This is a genomic window from Streptomyces sp. NPDC001594, from assembly GCF_042893675.1.
Lineage (GTDB): Bacteria > Actinomycetota > Actinomycetes > Streptomycetales > Streptomycetaceae > Streptomyces.
Genome location: NZ_JBIAVB010000003.1, coordinates 138,796 through 154,392, shown reverse-complemented (window position 1 = coordinate 154,392; position 15,597 = coordinate 138,796). Strand labels below are relative to the sequence as shown.

Below are 15,597 nucleotides of genomic sequence, written 5' to 3'. Positions count from 1 at the left end.
TGCGCAGGCTCGTGGGGATGTGGTGAATGTCGGGACCACATTGCGTGCCGTGTGCAGGGAGTTGACGTAGGGTCACGCGGACGTTCGGACGTCCAGGGGAGGGTCCTGCTCATGTCGGCACGAATATGCGGACGCGGTCTGCGCCGGGGCGCGGCCGCGGTACTGGTATCGGCGCTGGTGGCCGCCGCGATGACGGCCTCCCAGGGGCCGGCCGTAGCGGGCCCGGAAGGGATCGCGGCCGCCGGGGAGGGCGGCGCGCAACCGCCCGCCGCCGCGTCGGGCGCGGGCGGGGACTCCTCGTACTTCACGGAACTCCCTCCGCTGGACAGCCCCGCGCCGCCGGCCGCGCTCCTGCCGGACGGCGGGGCGACGGCCCCCGCCGCCCCGTCCGACCCCGCGTCCGCACCGGCCGCGGTGCAGCCGGCGGGGGAGGGGGCGCAGGGCATACCGGCGAGCGTGCTCGCCGCCTACCGGCGGGCCGAGCAGCGGGTGGGCGAGAGCGACCCCGGGTGCGGGCTGCGCTGGCAGCTGCTCGCGGCGATCGGCAAGGTCGAGTCCGGGCAGGCCGGCGGCGGCCGGGTCGACGCGAACGGGACCACCCTGCGGCCGATCCTGGGGCCGGTGCTGAACGGCAACGGCTTCGCGGACATCTCCGACACCGACGGCGGGGCCTACGACGGCGACGCCCGCTACGACCGGGCCGTCGGCCCGATGCAGTTCATCCCCTCCACGTGGGCGGCCTGGGGCCAGGACGGCAACGGAGACGGCCGGCGCGACCCCAACAACGTCTACGACGCGGCGCTGGCGGCCAGCCGCTACCTGTGCGCGGGCAGCCGTGACCTGAGGACCGGCGGCGGCCTGGACCGGGCGGTGCTCTCGTACAACCAGTCGGCGGAGTACCTGCGGACGGTGCGGTCCTGGTACGCGTACTACCTCCAGGGGGCGCACGAGATCCCCGACGGCAGCGGCACCCCGCTCCCGCTCCCGGGCACCCCGACGACCCCGAAGCCGAAGCCGAAGCCGAAGCCGACGCCGTCGCCGACCCCCACCCCCACCCCGACGCCGAGCCCGAAGCCGACCCCCACGCCGACGCCCACCCCCACGCCGACGCCGACCCCGACCCCGAAGCCCACCCCCACGCCGACCCCGACGCCGACGCCGACCCCGACCCCGACCCCGAAGCCGAGTTCCACCCCGACCCCCACGCCGAAGCCGAGCGCGACCCCGAGCCCCTCGGCCTCCCCGAAGCCGACCGGCGCCGCCACGCCCACGGCCGCCCCGTCCGCCTCCCCGAAGCCCACCCCCGCCGCCGGCTAGCGCGCGGGGCCGCCCGACGGTTCTCATCTGACCCCCGCGTTGCTACGGTACGCCTCCCTGACGACCCATCAGATCCAGGGAGGCCCCGCCGTGCGCGCACTCGTCGCCGCCGCCGTCGGGCTGGCCGCCGCGCTGGCCCTCGTCCTCGCCGTCACGGCGTTCGGGGCGCCCGAAGGCAGGACCTCGCCCAAGCCCCTGCTCACCACCGCGCCCCCCGCGCCCGGACAGGAGTAAGGAGGTCCGGCCGTGCGACGCAGAGCGAGCCTCGTCCTGCTTGCCTTCGCGGTGTTCTGCGCAGCCCTCGCACCACTGCTGCGCTGGTACGCGTACCCCCGCCTGGCCAAGATCCCGGCGAACCAGTACCAGGCGGTCGTCCTGGAGGCCAAGGACGCCACCCTCCTCGACTACACGGGCGGGATGCAGCCCAAGAAGGTCGACAAGGTCACCATCGTCCAGACCCTCAAGGGCAACGTCGAGGCGTCCAGGCAGATCGAGGCCGACGCGGGCAAGGACGTCGTCGTCTGGGACACCCTGACCTACATCGCGGGCCCGGACGGCAAGATGGTCTCGCAGATCCCCGAGCGCTACATCTTCGACGCCCACACCCAGGACCCGGTGCACGCCACCGGCGAGACGGTCGACGGCGACCCCGTCAAGCGCGAGGGCATCGAGTTCAAGTGGCCCTTCTTCACCGAGCCGCGCGACTACCTCTACTTCGACGCCCAGACGAGGACCTCCTCGCCCATCCACTACGTCGGACCGCGCACCTACCGGGGCATGGACGTCTACTACTTCGAGCAGACCGTCCCCTGGACCAAGGTCCCCATGCCGAAGAAGATGCCGATCGAGGGCATCGACCCGGCGACCATCGAGCAGACCACCGGAACCACCCTCTGGTACACGGTCAAGGCCCGCTTCTGGGTCGATCCGGTGACCGGCGCGCCCGTCAACGCCGAGCAGGACATCCAGCAGGAGATGCGCGGCGGCATCGCGGCGAGCGCCCCCGAGGGCCGGCTGACCGCCTTCGCCGGGCACGTGGCGATGCGCGAGGACTACGCCCAGTACACCCGCGACCTGGTCGCCGCCAACCGTACGAAGGTCCTCGCGCTGCACACGTACGCCCCGGCCGGCCTCGCCCTCGCCGGCCTCGCCCTCCTCGCGGCCGCCCTCTGGCTGGAGGCCCGGGGCCGCCGGGCCCCGGGCGTCCCGGTCAGCGGCCCCTGAGCCGGGCGTTGGTGTGGCGGGTGGGCTCGGCCGTCGCCGGGTCCTCCGGCCACGGGTGCTTCGGGTAGCGTCCGCGCAGCTCGGCGCGGACGGCGCGGTAGCCGCCCCGCCAGAAGGAGGCGAGGTCGGCGGTGACGGCGGCGGGGCGCCCGGCGGGCGAGAGCAGGTGCACGAGTACGGGGACCCCCGCCACCCTCGGCGTCTCGGCCAGCCCGAACAGCTCCTGGAGCTTCACGGCCAGCACCGGCTGCTCGGCCGAGTAGTCCACCCGGATGCGGGAACCGCTGGGCACCTCGATCCGTTCGGGGGCCAGCTCGTCCAGCCGGGCCGCCTCGCCGGTGGCCCAGGGCAGCAGCCGCTGCAGGGCCTGGCCGGCGTCGATCCGGCCGAGGTCGGCCCGGCGGCGGGCCCGCGACAGCTCGGGCTCCAGCCAGTCGTCGGCCCGCTCCACCAGCGCCGCGTCGTCCGCCACGTCCGGCCAGGCGCGGCCGAGCGTGCGGTGCAGGAAGCCGAGGCGGGCGCGGAGCGCGAGGGCGTCGGCGCTCCAGCGCAGCAGGCCGAGGCCCTCGGCGCCCAGCCCGTCCAGCAGGGCGGCCCGCACGAGCGCCGGGTCGGGGTCCCGCAGCGGGCGTTCCACCAGCCCGATGGCCCCGAGCCGCTCGACGGCCCGGGCGACGACGTCCCCGTCCTCCCAGCGCACCTCCTCGCCGGAGGCGAGCAGGTGCGCGGCGGCGGCCCGGGCGGTGTCCTCGTCGAGGACGGCGGCCATGCGCACGCGGGCCGACGCGGAGTGCGGGGCCCGGTCGGCGACGGCGACGGCGAGCCAGTCCGCCGGCCGCAGCGAGGACCCGTCCGCGACCTCGGCCCCGGTCCCGGAGGCCATGAGGAACGCCCCCGCCCCCCTGGCCTTCGCCACCCGCTCGGGGAACGCCAGGGCCGCGACCAGCCCGGCGGCGTGGTCGTCACCGCCAGGCGTTTCGAGACGGCCCGCACCAAAATCCAGCCCCTCCGGCGTTCGAGGAGTGGGGTGCGGGGCGGAGTCCCGGGAGGGGGTCGGGGGCTCGCCCCCGGTTTCGGGCAGGGGCGGGGTGGGGGAAGAGCCCCGCGCAGCGGTGCCCGCAGGTCCGGCGGAGCCCAGCGCGCGCTCCAGGCGGCCCGTCTCCGCCCGCCAGCGGGACGCGTACGCGTCGCCGCCCCGACGGGCCGACCGCCAGGCGGCGGCCAGGTCGTCCCCGTACCCCAGCGGAGCCTCCTCGCTCAGCAGCGCCACCACCTCCGCCGCCCGCCGGGCACCGAGCAGGGCGGAGCCGTCCAGCAGGGCCCGGCCCAGCCGCGGGTGCAGCCCCAGCCGGGCCATCCGCAGCCCCCGCGGCGTCGGCCGCCCGGCCGCGTCCACCGCGCCGACGGCCGACAGCACCTCCCGGGCCGCGGCCATCGCCCCGGCCGGCGGCGCGTCCAGCAGCGCGAGCCCCGACGCGTCCGGGTCGCCCCAGCAGGCGGCCTGGAGCGCGAACTGCGCCAGGTCCGCGATCCGGATCTCGGGGGAGGGGAAGACCGGGAGCCGCCCGTCCTCCGCCCGCTCCCAGCACCGGTACACCACGCCCGGCGCCTCCCGCCCGGCCCGCCCCGCCCGCTGGCGGCCCGCCGCACGGGAGGCCCGTACGGTCGCCAGCGCGCCCAGCCCCCGCGCGTGGTCCACCCGCGGCTCGCGCGCCAGCCCCGAGTCCACGACCACCCGTACGCCCGGCACCGTCAGGCTCGACTCCGCGACCGCCGTCGCGAGGATCACCCGCCGGTGCGCCGACGCCGTCAGCGCCGCGTCCTGCACGGCCGCCGGGGCCCGCCCGTGGACCTGGAGCACCTCCGCGTCCACCCCACCCAGCTGCCCCGCCACCCGGGCGATCTCGCCCACGCCGGGCAGGAAGCACAGCACATCGCCGGAACGTTCCTCCAGGGCCCGCCGCACCACGGAGGCCACGTGCGCCAGCTGCGCCGGGTCCACCCGCATCCCGTGTGGGGGCCGCACCGGCCGGGCCGGCGGCGCCCACACCGTCTCCACCGGGTACGAGACCCCGGCCGCCTCCACCACCGGCGCGTCCCCCAGCAGCCGGGACCAGCCCGCCGCGTCCGTCGTCGCCGAGGCCGCGACCAGGCGCAGCTCCGGCCGCAGGGTCTCGCGCACGTCCAGCAGGAAGGCGGCCACCGTGTCGGCGTCCAGGTGCCGCTCGTGGCACTCGTCCAGGACCACCACGTCCACGCCGGCCAGCTCCTGGTCGCGCTGCAGCCGCTGGAGCAGCACCCCGGTGGTCACCACCTCGACCACGGTGGAAGGGCCCGCGAGCCGCTCCCCGCGCACCGTGAAGCCCACCGAGTCCCCGACGGCCCCGCCCAGCAGCCAGGCCATGCGCCGGGCCGCGGCCCGGGCGGCGATCCGCCGGGGCTCGGCGACGACCACCCGGCCCCGCGGGCCCCCGCCCACCAGCCCGGCCAGCACCAGCGGGACCAGCGTGGTCTTGCCGGTGCCGGGCGGGGCGCACAGCACGGCCGCGCCGTGGCCGTCCAGGGCGGAGACGAGGGCGGGCACGGCCTCCCGCACGGGGAGGGCGTCGAGGGCGGAGCGGCGGAGCGCGGGGGTCAAGGGATCAGTCCCTCTCGCACACGAAGATCGCCGTGCCCGGGATCAGGTTGCCGCGCAGCGGGGACCAGCCGCCCCACTCCTGGGCGTTCCACTCCGGCCACTCCGGCTCCACCAGGTCCAGCAGCCGGAAGCCGCCCGCGACCACGTCGCGGACCCGGTCGCCGACGGTGCGGTGGTGTTCCACGTAGAGGGCGCGGCCCTCCTCGTCCTGCTCGACGTACGGGGTCCGGTCGAAGTAGGAGGCGGACACCGACAGCCCCTCCGGGCCGGGCTCGTCGGGGAAGGCCCAGCGGATGGGGTGGGTGACGGAGAAGACCCAGCGGCCGCCGGGGCGCAGCACGCGGTGCACCTCGCGCATCACGCCCACCGGGTCGGCCACGAAGGGGACCGCACCGTACGCGGAGCAGGCCAGGTCGAAGGAGGCGTCGCGGAAGGGCAGCCGGCCGGCGTCCGCCTCCACCAGCGGCACCTCGCCGCCGATGCGCAGGGCGTGCTGGAGCTGGCGGTGGGAGAGGTCCAGCGCCACCGGGCGGGCCCCCCGCGCGGCGAGCCAGCGCGAGCACTGGGCGGCGCCGGCGCCGATCTCCAGGACGTCCTTGCCCTTGAGGGAGGCGGCCGGGCCCAGCAGCGCGGCCTCCTCCTCGTCCAGGCCCTCGGGGCCCCAGACGAAGCGGTCGTCGCCCAGGAACGCGCCGTGTTCGCTCTGGTACTCGTCGGCGTTGCGGTCCCACCAGCCGCGGCTGGCGCGGCTGCTCTCCGCCTCCCCGGCCGCGCGGCGGGTGGCCTCGGCGTCGTCCTCGGACACGTCCTGCGCCTCGTAGGCGTCTTCGGGGGTGCGGTCCTCTTGGTTCATGGGGCCCGTCGTCGTAGTCTGCGGATGGCTGGTATGGCACCCGGACGGCTGAAAATCCGTGCGGATCGCTCATCAGGGCGTTGCCGCCCACGAATTGTGCCGGTTATGCGGCGATCCGCCCGCGGTGTGCGCCTTCGCGCATTGACCCGGTCCGACTGCCCCCGTATGCTACAAGTTGCGCTGCGAGCCTGTGCTCCTCAGACGTAGCAGGCTGCGCTTGCATCTGTTGAATGTCCCCTCGGTTTTCGAGGCCCCTACCCCTTGCGGGGGATGGGCTTCCTTGGCTGTCCGGCTTCATCGGCAGATGCCGATAAGGGCTCCCGGCGTAGCAGTACCTACGACTTTCTGTCCGTAACCGGAGCCCTTTCCCACATGACGAGCAGCACCGAGACCACCGCCACCACCACTCCGCAGGTAGCGGTCAACGACATCGGTAACGCGGAAGCCTTCCTGGCCGCGATCGACGAGACGATCAAGTACTTCAACGACGGCGACATCGTCGACGGCGTCATCGTGAAGGTCGACCGGGACGAGGTCCTGCTCGACATCGGTTACAAGACGGAAGGCGTGATCCCGAGCCGCGAGCTCTCGATCAAGCACGACGTCGACCCGAACGAGGTCGTCAAGGTCGGTGACGAGATCGAGGCCCTGGTTCTCCAGAAGGAGGACAAGGAAGGCCGCCTGATCCTGTCCAAGAAGCGCGCTCAGTACGAGCGTGCCTGGGGCACGATCGAGAAGATCAAGGAAGAAGACGGCATCGTCACCGGTACCGTCATCGAGGTCGTCAAGGGTGGTCTCATCCTCGACATCGGCCTCCGCGGCTTCCTTCCGGCCTCCCTGGTCGAGATGCGTCGCGTCCGCGACCTCCAGCCCTACGTGGGCAAGGAGCTCGAGGCGAAGATCATCGAGCTGGACAAGAACCGCAACAACGTGGTCCTGTCCCGCCGCGCCTGGCTCGAGCAGACCCAGTCCGAGGTTCGCCAGACGTTCCTCACCACCCTGCAGAAGGGTCAGGTCCGCTCCGGCGTCGTCTCCTCGATCGTCAACTTCGGTGCGTTCGTGGACCTGGGCGGCGTCGACGGTCTCGTCCACGTCTCCGAGCTGTCCTGGAAGCACATCGACCACCCGTCCGAGGTCGTCGAGGTCGGTCAGGAAGTCACCGTCGAGGTCCTCGACGTGGACATGGACCGCGAGCGCGTCTCCCTGTCGCTGAAGGCGACGCAGGAGGACCCGTGGCAGCAGTTCGCCCGGACCCACCAGATCGGCCAGGTCGTCCCGGGTAAGGTCACCAAGCTGGTTCCGTTCGGTGCGTTCGTCCGCGTGGACGAGGGCATCGAGGGTCTGGTCCACATCTCCGAGCTGGCCGAGCGCCACGTGGAGATCCCGGAGCAGGTCGTCCAGGTCAACGACGAGATCTTCGTCAAGGTCATCGACATCGACCTCGAGCGTCGCCGGATCTCGCTGTCCCTCAAGCAGGCCAACGAGTCCTTCGGTGCCGACCCGGCGTCGGTCGAGTTCGACCCGACCCTGTACGGCATGGCCGCGTCCTACGACGACCAGGGCAACTACATCTACCCCGAGGGCTTCGACCCCGAGACCAACGACTGGCTCGAGGGCTACGAGACCCAGCGCGAGACGTGGGAGCGCCAGTACGCCGAGGCGCAGGTCCGCTTCGAGCAGCACCAGGCGCAGGTCATCAAGAGCCGCGAGGCCGACGAGGCCGCTGCCGCCGCGGGCGAGACCGCCCCGGCCGCCGGTGGCAACGCCGGTGCGGGCATCTCCGGTGGCTCCTACTCCTCCGAGGGTGCGGACGAGACCTCCGGCGCCCTGGCGTCCGACGAGGCCCTGGCCGCGCTCCGCGAGAAGCTGGCCGGCGGCCAGAGCTGATCGCAGCGCAGCGAGTGCTCCACGCTCCGGCGTGAAGTGAGCTGAACGGCGAGGCCCGTCCCCTTCGGGGGGCGGGCCTCGTCGCGTTTCCCGTGCCGCGCCCGCTCGTGTTGCGTTCCGGTGAATGCGGCCAACCGGGGAATGGTCGGGCCTCCTTGGACGTTCCTTGCAGAGAACACGGCGCGAGGGAGGAGTGGTGACGGTGCGTGATCCACAGGGTCTGTACGAATGGGACGCCAAGGGTCTGGCGGTGGCCGACATGGCGCTGGCCCAGGACTCGGCCGGACTGGTCATGCTCTACCACTTCGAGGGCTACATCGACGCCGGCGAGACCGGCGAGCAGATCGTCGAACGGCTCCTCGACACCCTGCCCCACCAGGTGGTGGCCCGCTTCGACGCGGACCGGCTGGTGGACTACCGGGCACGCCGCCCGCTGCTGACCTTCCAGCGCGACCACTGGACGGAGTTCGAGGAGCCCCGCCTGGAGGTCCGCCTCGTGCAGGACGCCACCGGCGCCCCCTTCCTGCTCCTGTCCGGCCCCGAGCCGGACGTGGAGTGGGAGCGCTTCGCCGTCGCCGTCCGCCAGATCGTCGAGCGGCTGGGCGTCCGGCTCTCGGTCAACTTCCACGGCATCCCCATGGGCGTGCCCCACACCCGGCCCGTCGGCATCACCCCGCACGGCAACCGCACCGACCTGATGCCCGGACACCGCAGCCCCTTCGACGAGGCCCAGGTCCCGGGCAGCGCCGAGTCGCTCGTCGAGTTCCGCCTCGGCCAGGCCGGGCACGACGTGCTCGGCGTCGCTGCGCACGTGCCGCACTACGTCGCCCGCTCCCCGTACCCGGACGCCGCGCTCACCGCGCTCGAGGCGATCACGGCGGCGACCGGCCTGGTCCTGCCGGCCGTCGCGCACGCCCTGCGCACCGAGGCGCACCGCACGCAGACGGAGATCGACCGGCAGATCCGTGAGGGCGACGAGGAACTCGTCGGCCTCGTCCAGGGGCTGGAGCACCAGTACGACGCCGCCGCCGGGGCCGAGACCCGGGGCAACATGATCGCCGAGCCGGCCGAGATCCCGACGGCCGACGAGCTCGGCCGCGAGTTCGAGCGGTTCCTCGCGGAGCGCGAGGGCGACGCGTAGGCGTGACCGGAACGGGCGGCGGGGCCGGGAAGCGGGGGATGCGGCCGGAGCCGCCAGGGGACGGGACGCTAGGGTGCTGGGCATGCTGAAGGTGGGCCTGACAGGCGGAATCGGTGCCGGCAAGAGCGAGGTCTCGCGGCTGCTGGCGGGGTACGGGGCGGTCGTCGTGGACGCCGACCGGATCGCACGGGAGGTCGTGGAGCCCGGCACGCCAGGCCTGGCGGCCGTGGTGGAGGCCTTCGGGGAGTCCGTGCTGGCCGGCGACGGGACGCTGGACCGGCCGAAGCTGGGGGCGATCGTCTTCGCCGACCCCGAGAAGCTCCGCACGCTGAACGCGATCGTGCACCCGCTGGTCGGGGCCCGGTCCGCCGAGCTGGAGGGGGCCGCCGGACCCGACGCGATCGTGGTCCACGACGTACCGCTCCTCACCGAGAACGGCCTCGCGCCGCTGTACGACCTGGTGGTCGTCGTGGACGCCGCACCGGCGACGCAGCTGGCCCGGCTCACCGCGCTGCGCGGGATGACCGAGGAGGAGGCCCGCGCCCGCATGGCCGCGCAGGCCACCCGGGAACAGCGGCTGGCGGTGGCCACGCTGGTGATCGACAACGACGGCCCGCTGGAGGCACTGGAGCCCCAGGTCCGCGCGGTGTGGGAGCGCCTCCGCGAACGGGCCGCGGAGCGCGAGGAGAACGCGGAACGCACCGCTTCGGCGGAGTAGGCGGGCGGCTCGCCGCGCGGGTGCTCCCGGCGTGGGGCCGCTCGCCGCGGGGGTGCTCGTGGCGTGGGCCGCGGGCGTGGCGTGTGCGCGTGCGGCACGCCCGGGCACGGGGGGCCGCAGAGCGCCCGGCCCGCGCGGAGTAGCGCGGCGCGGCCGGCGCGTCACCGGGGAACAACCGTGGTGCGGCGGTGCGTTGAGGGCGTGCGCAGAGGGAAGGAGACATACTGTGCCCGACACCACGCCCACGCCGCCGTCCCCGCGGGAGCCCGCAGGCCCCCCGAGCCCCGAGACGCACGTCATCGACTACCGGGCCGCCGAGCAGCTCCTCGAAGCCCGCGACCCGCGCGGCGCGGTCCGGCTGCTCGACTCCGTCATAGCCGCCCACCCCGAGAACACCGCGGCGCGCCTGCTGCGTGCCCGGGCCTTCTTCGCGGCGGCCCAGCTGCGGCCCGCGCAGCTGGAGTTCGAGCTGGTCCTGGAGCGGGAGCCGGACAACGCCTTCGCCCACTTCGCCCTCGCCCGCACCCACGAGCGCGCGGGCCGGCCCGAGCGGGCCCGGCGGCACTTCCGGCTCGCCGCCGCCCTCGACCCGCAGCCCGCGTACCTGGAGGCGGCCCGCTTCGAGGGCTGACGGTCAGCCCGGCAGGACGCGCGCGCCCGTCGGCGCCCGTCAGCGGCTGCGCGGGGGCTCGTACGGGGGGACGTCGCGGCCCGGCTGGTAGTGCGGGCCCTGATGGATGTGGTGGACCACCACCGCCAGGTCCACCGCGGCCAGCACCGCCAGGGCCGCGCAGGCCGCGGCCCAGCCGGGCCGTTCGGCCAGGGAGAACGCGGCCGCGCCGGCGGCCGCCCAGATCAGCCCCCACACACTGAGCCAGAACCGCAGCCGCAGCGGGCTGCGGGCGGTCAGGGGCTCGTTTCCGCTTCGCATGGCCATCCCCTCGCCCCGACGGAGACCTCCCTTCCATGGTGGCACGCCTCGCGGGCTTCGCGTATGCGCAGGTCAGCGGCGTTGTCAGTGGCCGCACCTAGACTCGGCGGCATGGGATCCGCCATGACAGGGCGGAGCACCGAGGAGCAGGGAGGGGGACCCGTGACCACGCAGCCGCACCAGCGGTCGCCGTACCAGCCGCCGCCGCATCAGGCATCGCCGTACCGGCAGGCGCCGCATCCGGCGTCGGCGCCGCCGCCGTTGCTGCGCCGGGCCGCGGTGTTCCTCCCCGCCGAGGTCCCGCGCGAGGGGCGGGTGGCCTTCTGGTGCCCCGAGGGGGAGCCGCTGCCCGAGGGCCCCGGGACCCCGCATCCGCTGCCGGTGGTGCGGCCGCACGGCTCCGGGGTCCGCACCCGTACCGTGCCCGCCCTGACCCTCTCCGTGGCCGACGCCCTGCCCCTGCTCACCCGGGCCGCGCACAGCCCCGCCGCCCATCCCGCCACGCGGGCCTGGGGCACCGCCGCCGTCCAGGCCCTCGCCCTCGCGGCGCGGGGCCGCCTGCTGCCCGGGCTCACGCCCGGCGGGGTCGACGCCTGGCGGGCCGGTCCGCTCGACGCCGATGACGTCGGCCACCTGCGCGCCGTCGCCGCCGCCCTCCCGTACGAGGGGTACGCGACCCCGCTCCCCGGGCGCCGTCCGCTGGCGCTGCCCGAACCACAGGCCCTGGTCCGGGCCTTCCTCGACGCCGTCGCCGACACCCTGCCGCGCACCCCGGCCGCGCCGGTCGCCGTCGGAGCGCCCTTCGCGGCGGTGCAGCCGCAGCAGGTGCCCGGGATACGGGAATGGGCCGCGCAGGTCGCGGCCGGCGCCGATGCCGGGGTGGGGATCTCCCTGCGGCTCGACCTGTCCGCCTTCCGCCTCTTCGACGAGGCCGAGCCGGAGGACGTCCGCCGCGCCGGGGCGGCCGTGGTCCAGGTGCACAGCCTCGCCGACCCGACCCTGGTGACGGACGCCGGGCAGCTGTGGGCCGGGGCCGCCGCGGCCGGCTTCGGGCCGCGCGCCCGGATCGACGCGGTGCTCGCGCTGCGCCGGGCCGGCCGGGTCTGGCCGCCGCTGCTGCGCCTGCTCGACCAGCCCGTGCCCGACGCCCTCGCGCTGTCCGACCCGGAGCTCGAAGACCTGCTGGGCGCCGCCGCGACCCGGCTGGAGCGGGCCGGGGTCGTGGTGCACTGGCCGCGCGAGCTCGCCCGTACCCTCACCGCCACCGCCGTCGTCCGCCCGGCCGCGCCCGGCTCCGCCACCGACGGCACGGCCTTCTTCGACGCCGCCGGGCTGTTCGCCTTCTCGTGGGAGCTCGCGCTCGGCGGGGACCGGCTCACCCCCTCGGAGATGGACGCCCTCGCCGAGGCCCACCGGCCGGTGGTGCGGCTGCGCGACCAGTGGGTGCGGGTCGACCCCGAGCTGGTGCGCAGGGCGCGCAAGCGGGAGCTGGGCCTGCTGGACCCGGTGGACGCGCTGGCCACCGTGCTGACGGGGACGGCCGAGGTCGACGGACAGCCGGTGGAGGCGGTCCCGGTGGGCGCGCTCGCGGCGCTGCGGGACCGGCTGACGGGCGAGCTGGCCCCCGTCGCGGCCCCGCCGGGGCTCAAGGCCACCCTGCGGGACTACCAGCTGCGGGGCCTGGCCTGGCTGGACCTGATGACCTCGCTGGGGCTCGGGGGCTGTCTCGCCGACGACATGGGGCTGGGCAAGACGGTCACGCTGATCGCGCTGCACCTGCACCGGGCCCGCCCGGAGCCCACGCTGGTGGTGTGCCCGGCGTCGCTGCTGGGGAACTGGCAGCGGGAGATCGAGAGGTTCGCGCCCGGCACGCCGGTGCGCCGCTTCCACGGCGGGGACCGCAGCCTCGACTCCCTCGACGGCGGCTTCGTCCTCACCACCTACGGGACGATGCGGGCCTCGGCCGGGCGGCTGGCCGCCCAGCGCTGGGGGCTGGTCGTCGCCGACGAGGCACAGCACGTGAAGAACCCGCATTCGGCGACCGCGAAGGCGCTGCGGACGATCCCGGCCCCGGCGCGGGTGGCGCTGACCGGTACCCCGGTGGAGAACAACCTCTCCGAGCTGTGGGCGCTCCTCGACTGGACCACCCCCGGGCTGCTGGGCCCGCTCCCGGCCTTCCGCGCCCGGCACGCCCGCCCCGTGGAGCACCAGCAGGAGGAGGACGGCGGCAACGAGGCGGCCGTCGCCCGGCTGGCCGCGCTGGTGCGGCCGTTCCTGCTGCGCCGCAAGAAGTCCGACCCCGGGATCGCCCCCGAGCTGCCGCCGAAGACCGAGACCGACCATCCGGTGTCCCTGACCCGGGAGCAGGTCTCGCTCTACCAGGCGGCGGTGCAGGAGGCGATGGCCGTGATCGAGGGCAGCGAGGGCATCGAGCGGCGCGGCATGATCATGAAGCTGCTGGCCTCGCTCAAGCAGATCTGCAACCACCCGGCGCAGTACCTGCGGGAGGCCGAGCCGCGCATCCCGCACCGCTCGGGCAAACTCGCCCTGCTCGACGAGCTGCTGGACACCATCCTGGCCGAGGGCGGCTCGGTCCTGGTCTTCACCCAGTACGTGACCATGGCCCGCATCCTCGAACGGCACCTCGCGGCCCGGGGCGTCCCCACCCAGCTCCTGCACGGCGGCACCCCGGTGCCCCGCCGCGAGGAGCTCGTCGACCGCTTCCAGTCCGGGGCCGTGCCCGTCTTCCTGCTCTCCCTCAAGGCCGCCGGCACCGGCCTCAACCTCACCCGCGCGGGGCACGTCGTGCACTACGACCGCTGGTGGAACCCGGCCGTCGAGGAACAGGCCACCGACCGGGCCTACCGCATCGGCCAGACCCAGCCCGTCCAGGTCCACCGCATCATCGCCGAAGGCACCGTCGAGGACCGCATCGCCGAACTCCTCGAAGCCAAACGCGCCCTCGCCGACGCGGTGCTGGGCTCCGGCGAGTCCGCGCTGACCGAGCTCACCGACCGCGAGCTGGCCGACCTCGTCTCCCTGCGGAGGCCCGCGTGATCACCGCGCGGGACGACCGCCGCCGCACCTTCGAGACCGTGCCCGCCGGGCCGGAGGCCGTGACCTGGTGGGGCCGGGCCTGGGTGCGCGCCCTGGAGGAGCGCGCCCCGGATCCGGCCCGCCTCGCGCGCGGCCGTGCGTACGCCACCGAGGGGCACGTCGACGCGGTGACGGTCACCCCCGGCCGGATCGTGGCCTACGTCCGGGGCAGCCGGGCCCGCCCCTACCGCACCGAGCTGGCCCTGGCCGCCTTCGACGACGCCGAGTGGGCCGAGGCGCTGGAGGCGGTGGCCGCGGATCCCGCCGCGCTGGCCGCGCTGCTGGAGCGGGAGGTCCCGCAGTCCCTCGCCGGGTTGGTCCTGCCCCGGGCTGGCGAACTGCGGGCGCGCTGCTCCTGCCCGGACCCCGCGCGTCCGCCCTGCAAGCACGCGGCGGCCCTCTGCTACCGGGCCGCCCGCCTCCTGGACACCGACCCGTTCGTCCTGCTGCTCCTGCGGGGCCGGGGCGAGCGGGAGCTCCTGGAGGACCTGACCCGGCGCAACGCGGCGCACGCCGCGCGCGAACGGCCCGATACCGCGCCGGACTTCCCCGCGGTCCCCGCCCGCGCCGCGGTGGCCCGCACCGTCCTGCCCCCGCTGCCCGCCCCGCTCGCCGCCCCGGCGGCGGTGGGGGCGCCGCCCGCCTACCCGTCCGACCCGGCGGCCCCGGACCCGCTGGCGCTGGAGCAGCTCGCCGGTGACGCCGCCGCCCGCGCCCTGGCCCTGCTCACCACGGGTGAGGACCCGATCGGCGGGCTCGGCCTCTGGCAGGACGCCGTCCGGCTGGCCTCCGCGCACCCCACGGCGGGGCTGACCGGAGCCGCCCGCGCCCTCTACCGCGACCTGGCCCGGGCCACCGGGCGGACCACCACCGACCTGGCCCGGGCCGCGGCGGCCTGGCGGCAGGGCGGGCTGCCCGCGCTGACCGTCCTCGACGAGCCGTGGGACCCGCCGGCCGGGCCCTTCGACCGGGCCCGCCCCGCCCTGCTCGCCGCCGGCCTGGGCTCCTTCCGCCCCGCACGCAACCGCCTCACGGACCTCACCCGCCAGCTGCGCCTGGGCCGCGACGGCCTCTGGTACGCCTACGAGTCCCGTCCGGGGACGGACGACTGGTGGCCCACCGGCCGGCCCTCCCCGGACCCGGTCAGCGCCCTGCGGGGCTGAGCCCGGCCGCCCAGGAGGACAGGGCCGCGAAGTCCCGGTCGCGCAGGCCGTGGCGGGGCAGGACGCGCAGCAGGAGGGCCGGAGCCGGATGGTGCTCGCGGACCCAGGCCCGGTCCTGCGGGGTGATCATGTCGTCGACCCAGGCGAAGGGCCGCCCGGCCGCCCAGTCGAGCAGGTGGCGGGTCTTCCAGGACAGGCCGTCCGGATCGCGGGCGAACAGCTGCGGCCAGTCGACCACGGGGAGGTCGGCGGGCAGCCCGATGTGCGGGGCGATCAGGGTGTTGGCCTGGTGGGTCCAGGCGGTGGCCCAGGCGAGTTCGAAGGGCAGGGCCAGCAGGCGTGCCCCGTGCGAGGGGTGCAGGCGCACCCGCACCCCGCGCCGGGCCCGGCGGGATTCCGGGTCGCGGTAGGAGAGCCAGACGTCCGGGCGCATGCGGTGGCTGGTGTAGCCGCGCAGGCCCGCGGAGAGGGACCGGAAGGGGTTGAGCGGGCCGTCCACGTCCAGCAGGAGCAGCGGTCGTTCTGTCATGAAGTAGGCACTACCCAGTACACGATGGAGTGAAATGCCTACCGGCTCTATAACCCGAACGGGTCCACCGCGTTGTCCCCGGTACGGGCCCGACGCCCGT

13 protein-coding genes are annotated in these 15,597 nt (G+C 75.4%); 9 read left to right on the top strand and 4 right to left on the bottom strand.

Annotated elements, in window-relative coordinates:
- The first annotated feature begins 111 nt into the window (after window positions 1–111).
- From ACFY0O_RS06995 to ACFY0O_RS06985, 3 genes are all read left to right on the top strand, one after another.
- Window positions 112–1,317 carry a lytic murein transglycosylase gene (locus ACFY0O_RS06995; protein WP_388943740.1) on the top strand — a complete coding sequence of 402 codons (1,206 nt, stop codon included), beginning with the start codon at window positions 112–114 and terminating at the stop codon, window positions 1,315–1,317.
- 90 nt (window positions 1,318–1,407) lie between these two features.
- The gene (locus ACFY0O_RS06990; RefSeq protein WP_358893189.1) at window positions 1,408–1,551 is read left to right on the top strand and encodes an SPW_0924 family protein; all 144 of its coding nucleotides are present in this window, start codon (window positions 1,408–1,410) and stop codon (window positions 1,549–1,551) included.
- A gap of 12 nt (window positions 1,552–1,563) precedes the next feature.
- Window positions 1,564–2,541, top strand: coding sequence for a DUF3068 domain-containing protein (locus ACFY0O_RS06985; protein WP_388943737.1), 978 nt, complete (start codon window positions 1,564–1,566; stop codon window positions 2,539–2,541).
- Here the strand turns inward: ACFY0O_RS06985 and ACFY0O_RS06980 are convergent.
- Window positions 2,528–5,179 (bottom strand): ATP-dependent RNA helicase, encoded by a 2,652-nt coding sequence (locus ACFY0O_RS06980; RefSeq protein ID WP_388943734.1) that lies wholly within the window; start codon window positions 5,177–5,179, stop codon window positions 2,528–2,530. The genes ACFY0O_RS06985 and ACFY0O_RS06980 overlap by 14 nt on opposite strands.
- Before the next feature lie 4 nt (window positions 5,180–5,183).
- Window positions 5,184–6,032: a class I SAM-dependent methyltransferase gene (locus ACFY0O_RS06975; RefSeq protein ID WP_388943732.1), complete on the bottom strand. Its 849-nt coding sequence runs from the start codon at window positions 6,030–6,032 to the stop codon at window positions 5,184–5,186.
- 372 nt (window positions 6,033–6,404) lie between these two features.
- Between ACFY0O_RS06975 and rpsA the strand changes: the two genes are divergently transcribed.
- The 4 genes from rpsA (at window position 6,405) to ACFY0O_RS06955 (ending at window position 10,409) form a co-directional block, all read left to right on the top strand.
- Complete coding sequence (gene rpsA, locus ACFY0O_RS06970; RefSeq protein WP_042812805.1) at window positions 6,405–7,919, top strand: 30S ribosomal protein S1; 1,515 nt, start codon at window positions 6,405–6,407, stop codon at window positions 7,917–7,919.
- 202 nt (window positions 7,920–8,121) lie between these two features.
- Window positions 8,122–9,060 (top strand): PAC2 family protein, encoded by a 939-nt coding sequence (locus ACFY0O_RS06965; RefSeq protein ID WP_388943730.1) that lies wholly within the window; start codon window positions 8,122–8,124, stop codon window positions 9,058–9,060.
- 82 nt (window positions 9,061–9,142) lie between these two features.
- Window positions 9,143–9,778 (top strand): dephospho-CoA kinase, encoded by a 636-nt coding sequence (gene coaE, locus ACFY0O_RS06960; protein ID WP_388943728.1) that lies wholly within the window; start codon window positions 9,143–9,145, stop codon window positions 9,776–9,778.
- A gap of 226 nt (window positions 9,779–10,004) precedes the next feature.
- A complete protein-coding gene (locus tag ACFY0O_RS06955) occupies window positions 10,005–10,409 on the top strand; it encodes a tetratricopeptide repeat protein (protein ID WP_388943726.1) in 405 nt (134 codons plus the stop codon).
- A gap of 39 nt (window positions 10,410–10,448) precedes the next feature.
- Here the strand turns inward: ACFY0O_RS06955 and ACFY0O_RS06950 are convergent, their stop codons facing one another.
- Window positions 10,449–10,709 (bottom strand): DUF6343 family protein, encoded by a 261-nt coding sequence (locus ACFY0O_RS06950; RefSeq protein ID WP_358893182.1) that lies wholly within the window; start codon window positions 10,707–10,709, stop codon window positions 10,449–10,451.
- Window positions 10,710–10,970: 261 nt separating this feature from the next.
- Here ACFY0O_RS06950 and ACFY0O_RS06945 point away from each other — a divergent pair, with 261 nt between their 5' ends.
- Both ACFY0O_RS06945 and ACFY0O_RS06940 read left to right on the top strand, forming a co-directional pair.
- Window positions 10,971–13,766 carry an SNF2-related protein gene (locus tag ACFY0O_RS06945; protein WP_388944509.1) on the top strand — a complete coding sequence of 932 codons (2,796 nt, stop codon included), beginning with the start codon at window positions 10,971–10,973 and terminating at the stop codon, window positions 13,764–13,766.
- On the top strand, window positions 13,763–14,968 hold the full coding sequence (locus tag ACFY0O_RS06940) for an SWIM zinc finger family protein (RefSeq protein ID WP_388943724.1): 1,206 nt from the start codon (window positions 13,763–13,765) through the stop codon (window positions 14,966–14,968). The genes ACFY0O_RS06945 and ACFY0O_RS06940 overlap by 4 nt, the downstream gene beginning before the upstream one ends.
- On the opposite strand, the gene ACFY0O_RS06935 is transcribed toward ACFY0O_RS06940, so the two are convergent.
- A complete protein-coding gene (locus tag ACFY0O_RS06935) occupies window positions 14,949–15,497 on the bottom strand; it encodes a hypothetical protein (protein WP_358893180.1) in 549 nt (182 codons plus the stop codon). The genes ACFY0O_RS06940 and ACFY0O_RS06935 overlap by 20 nt on opposite strands.
- Window positions 15,498–15,597: the final 100 nt, after the last annotated feature.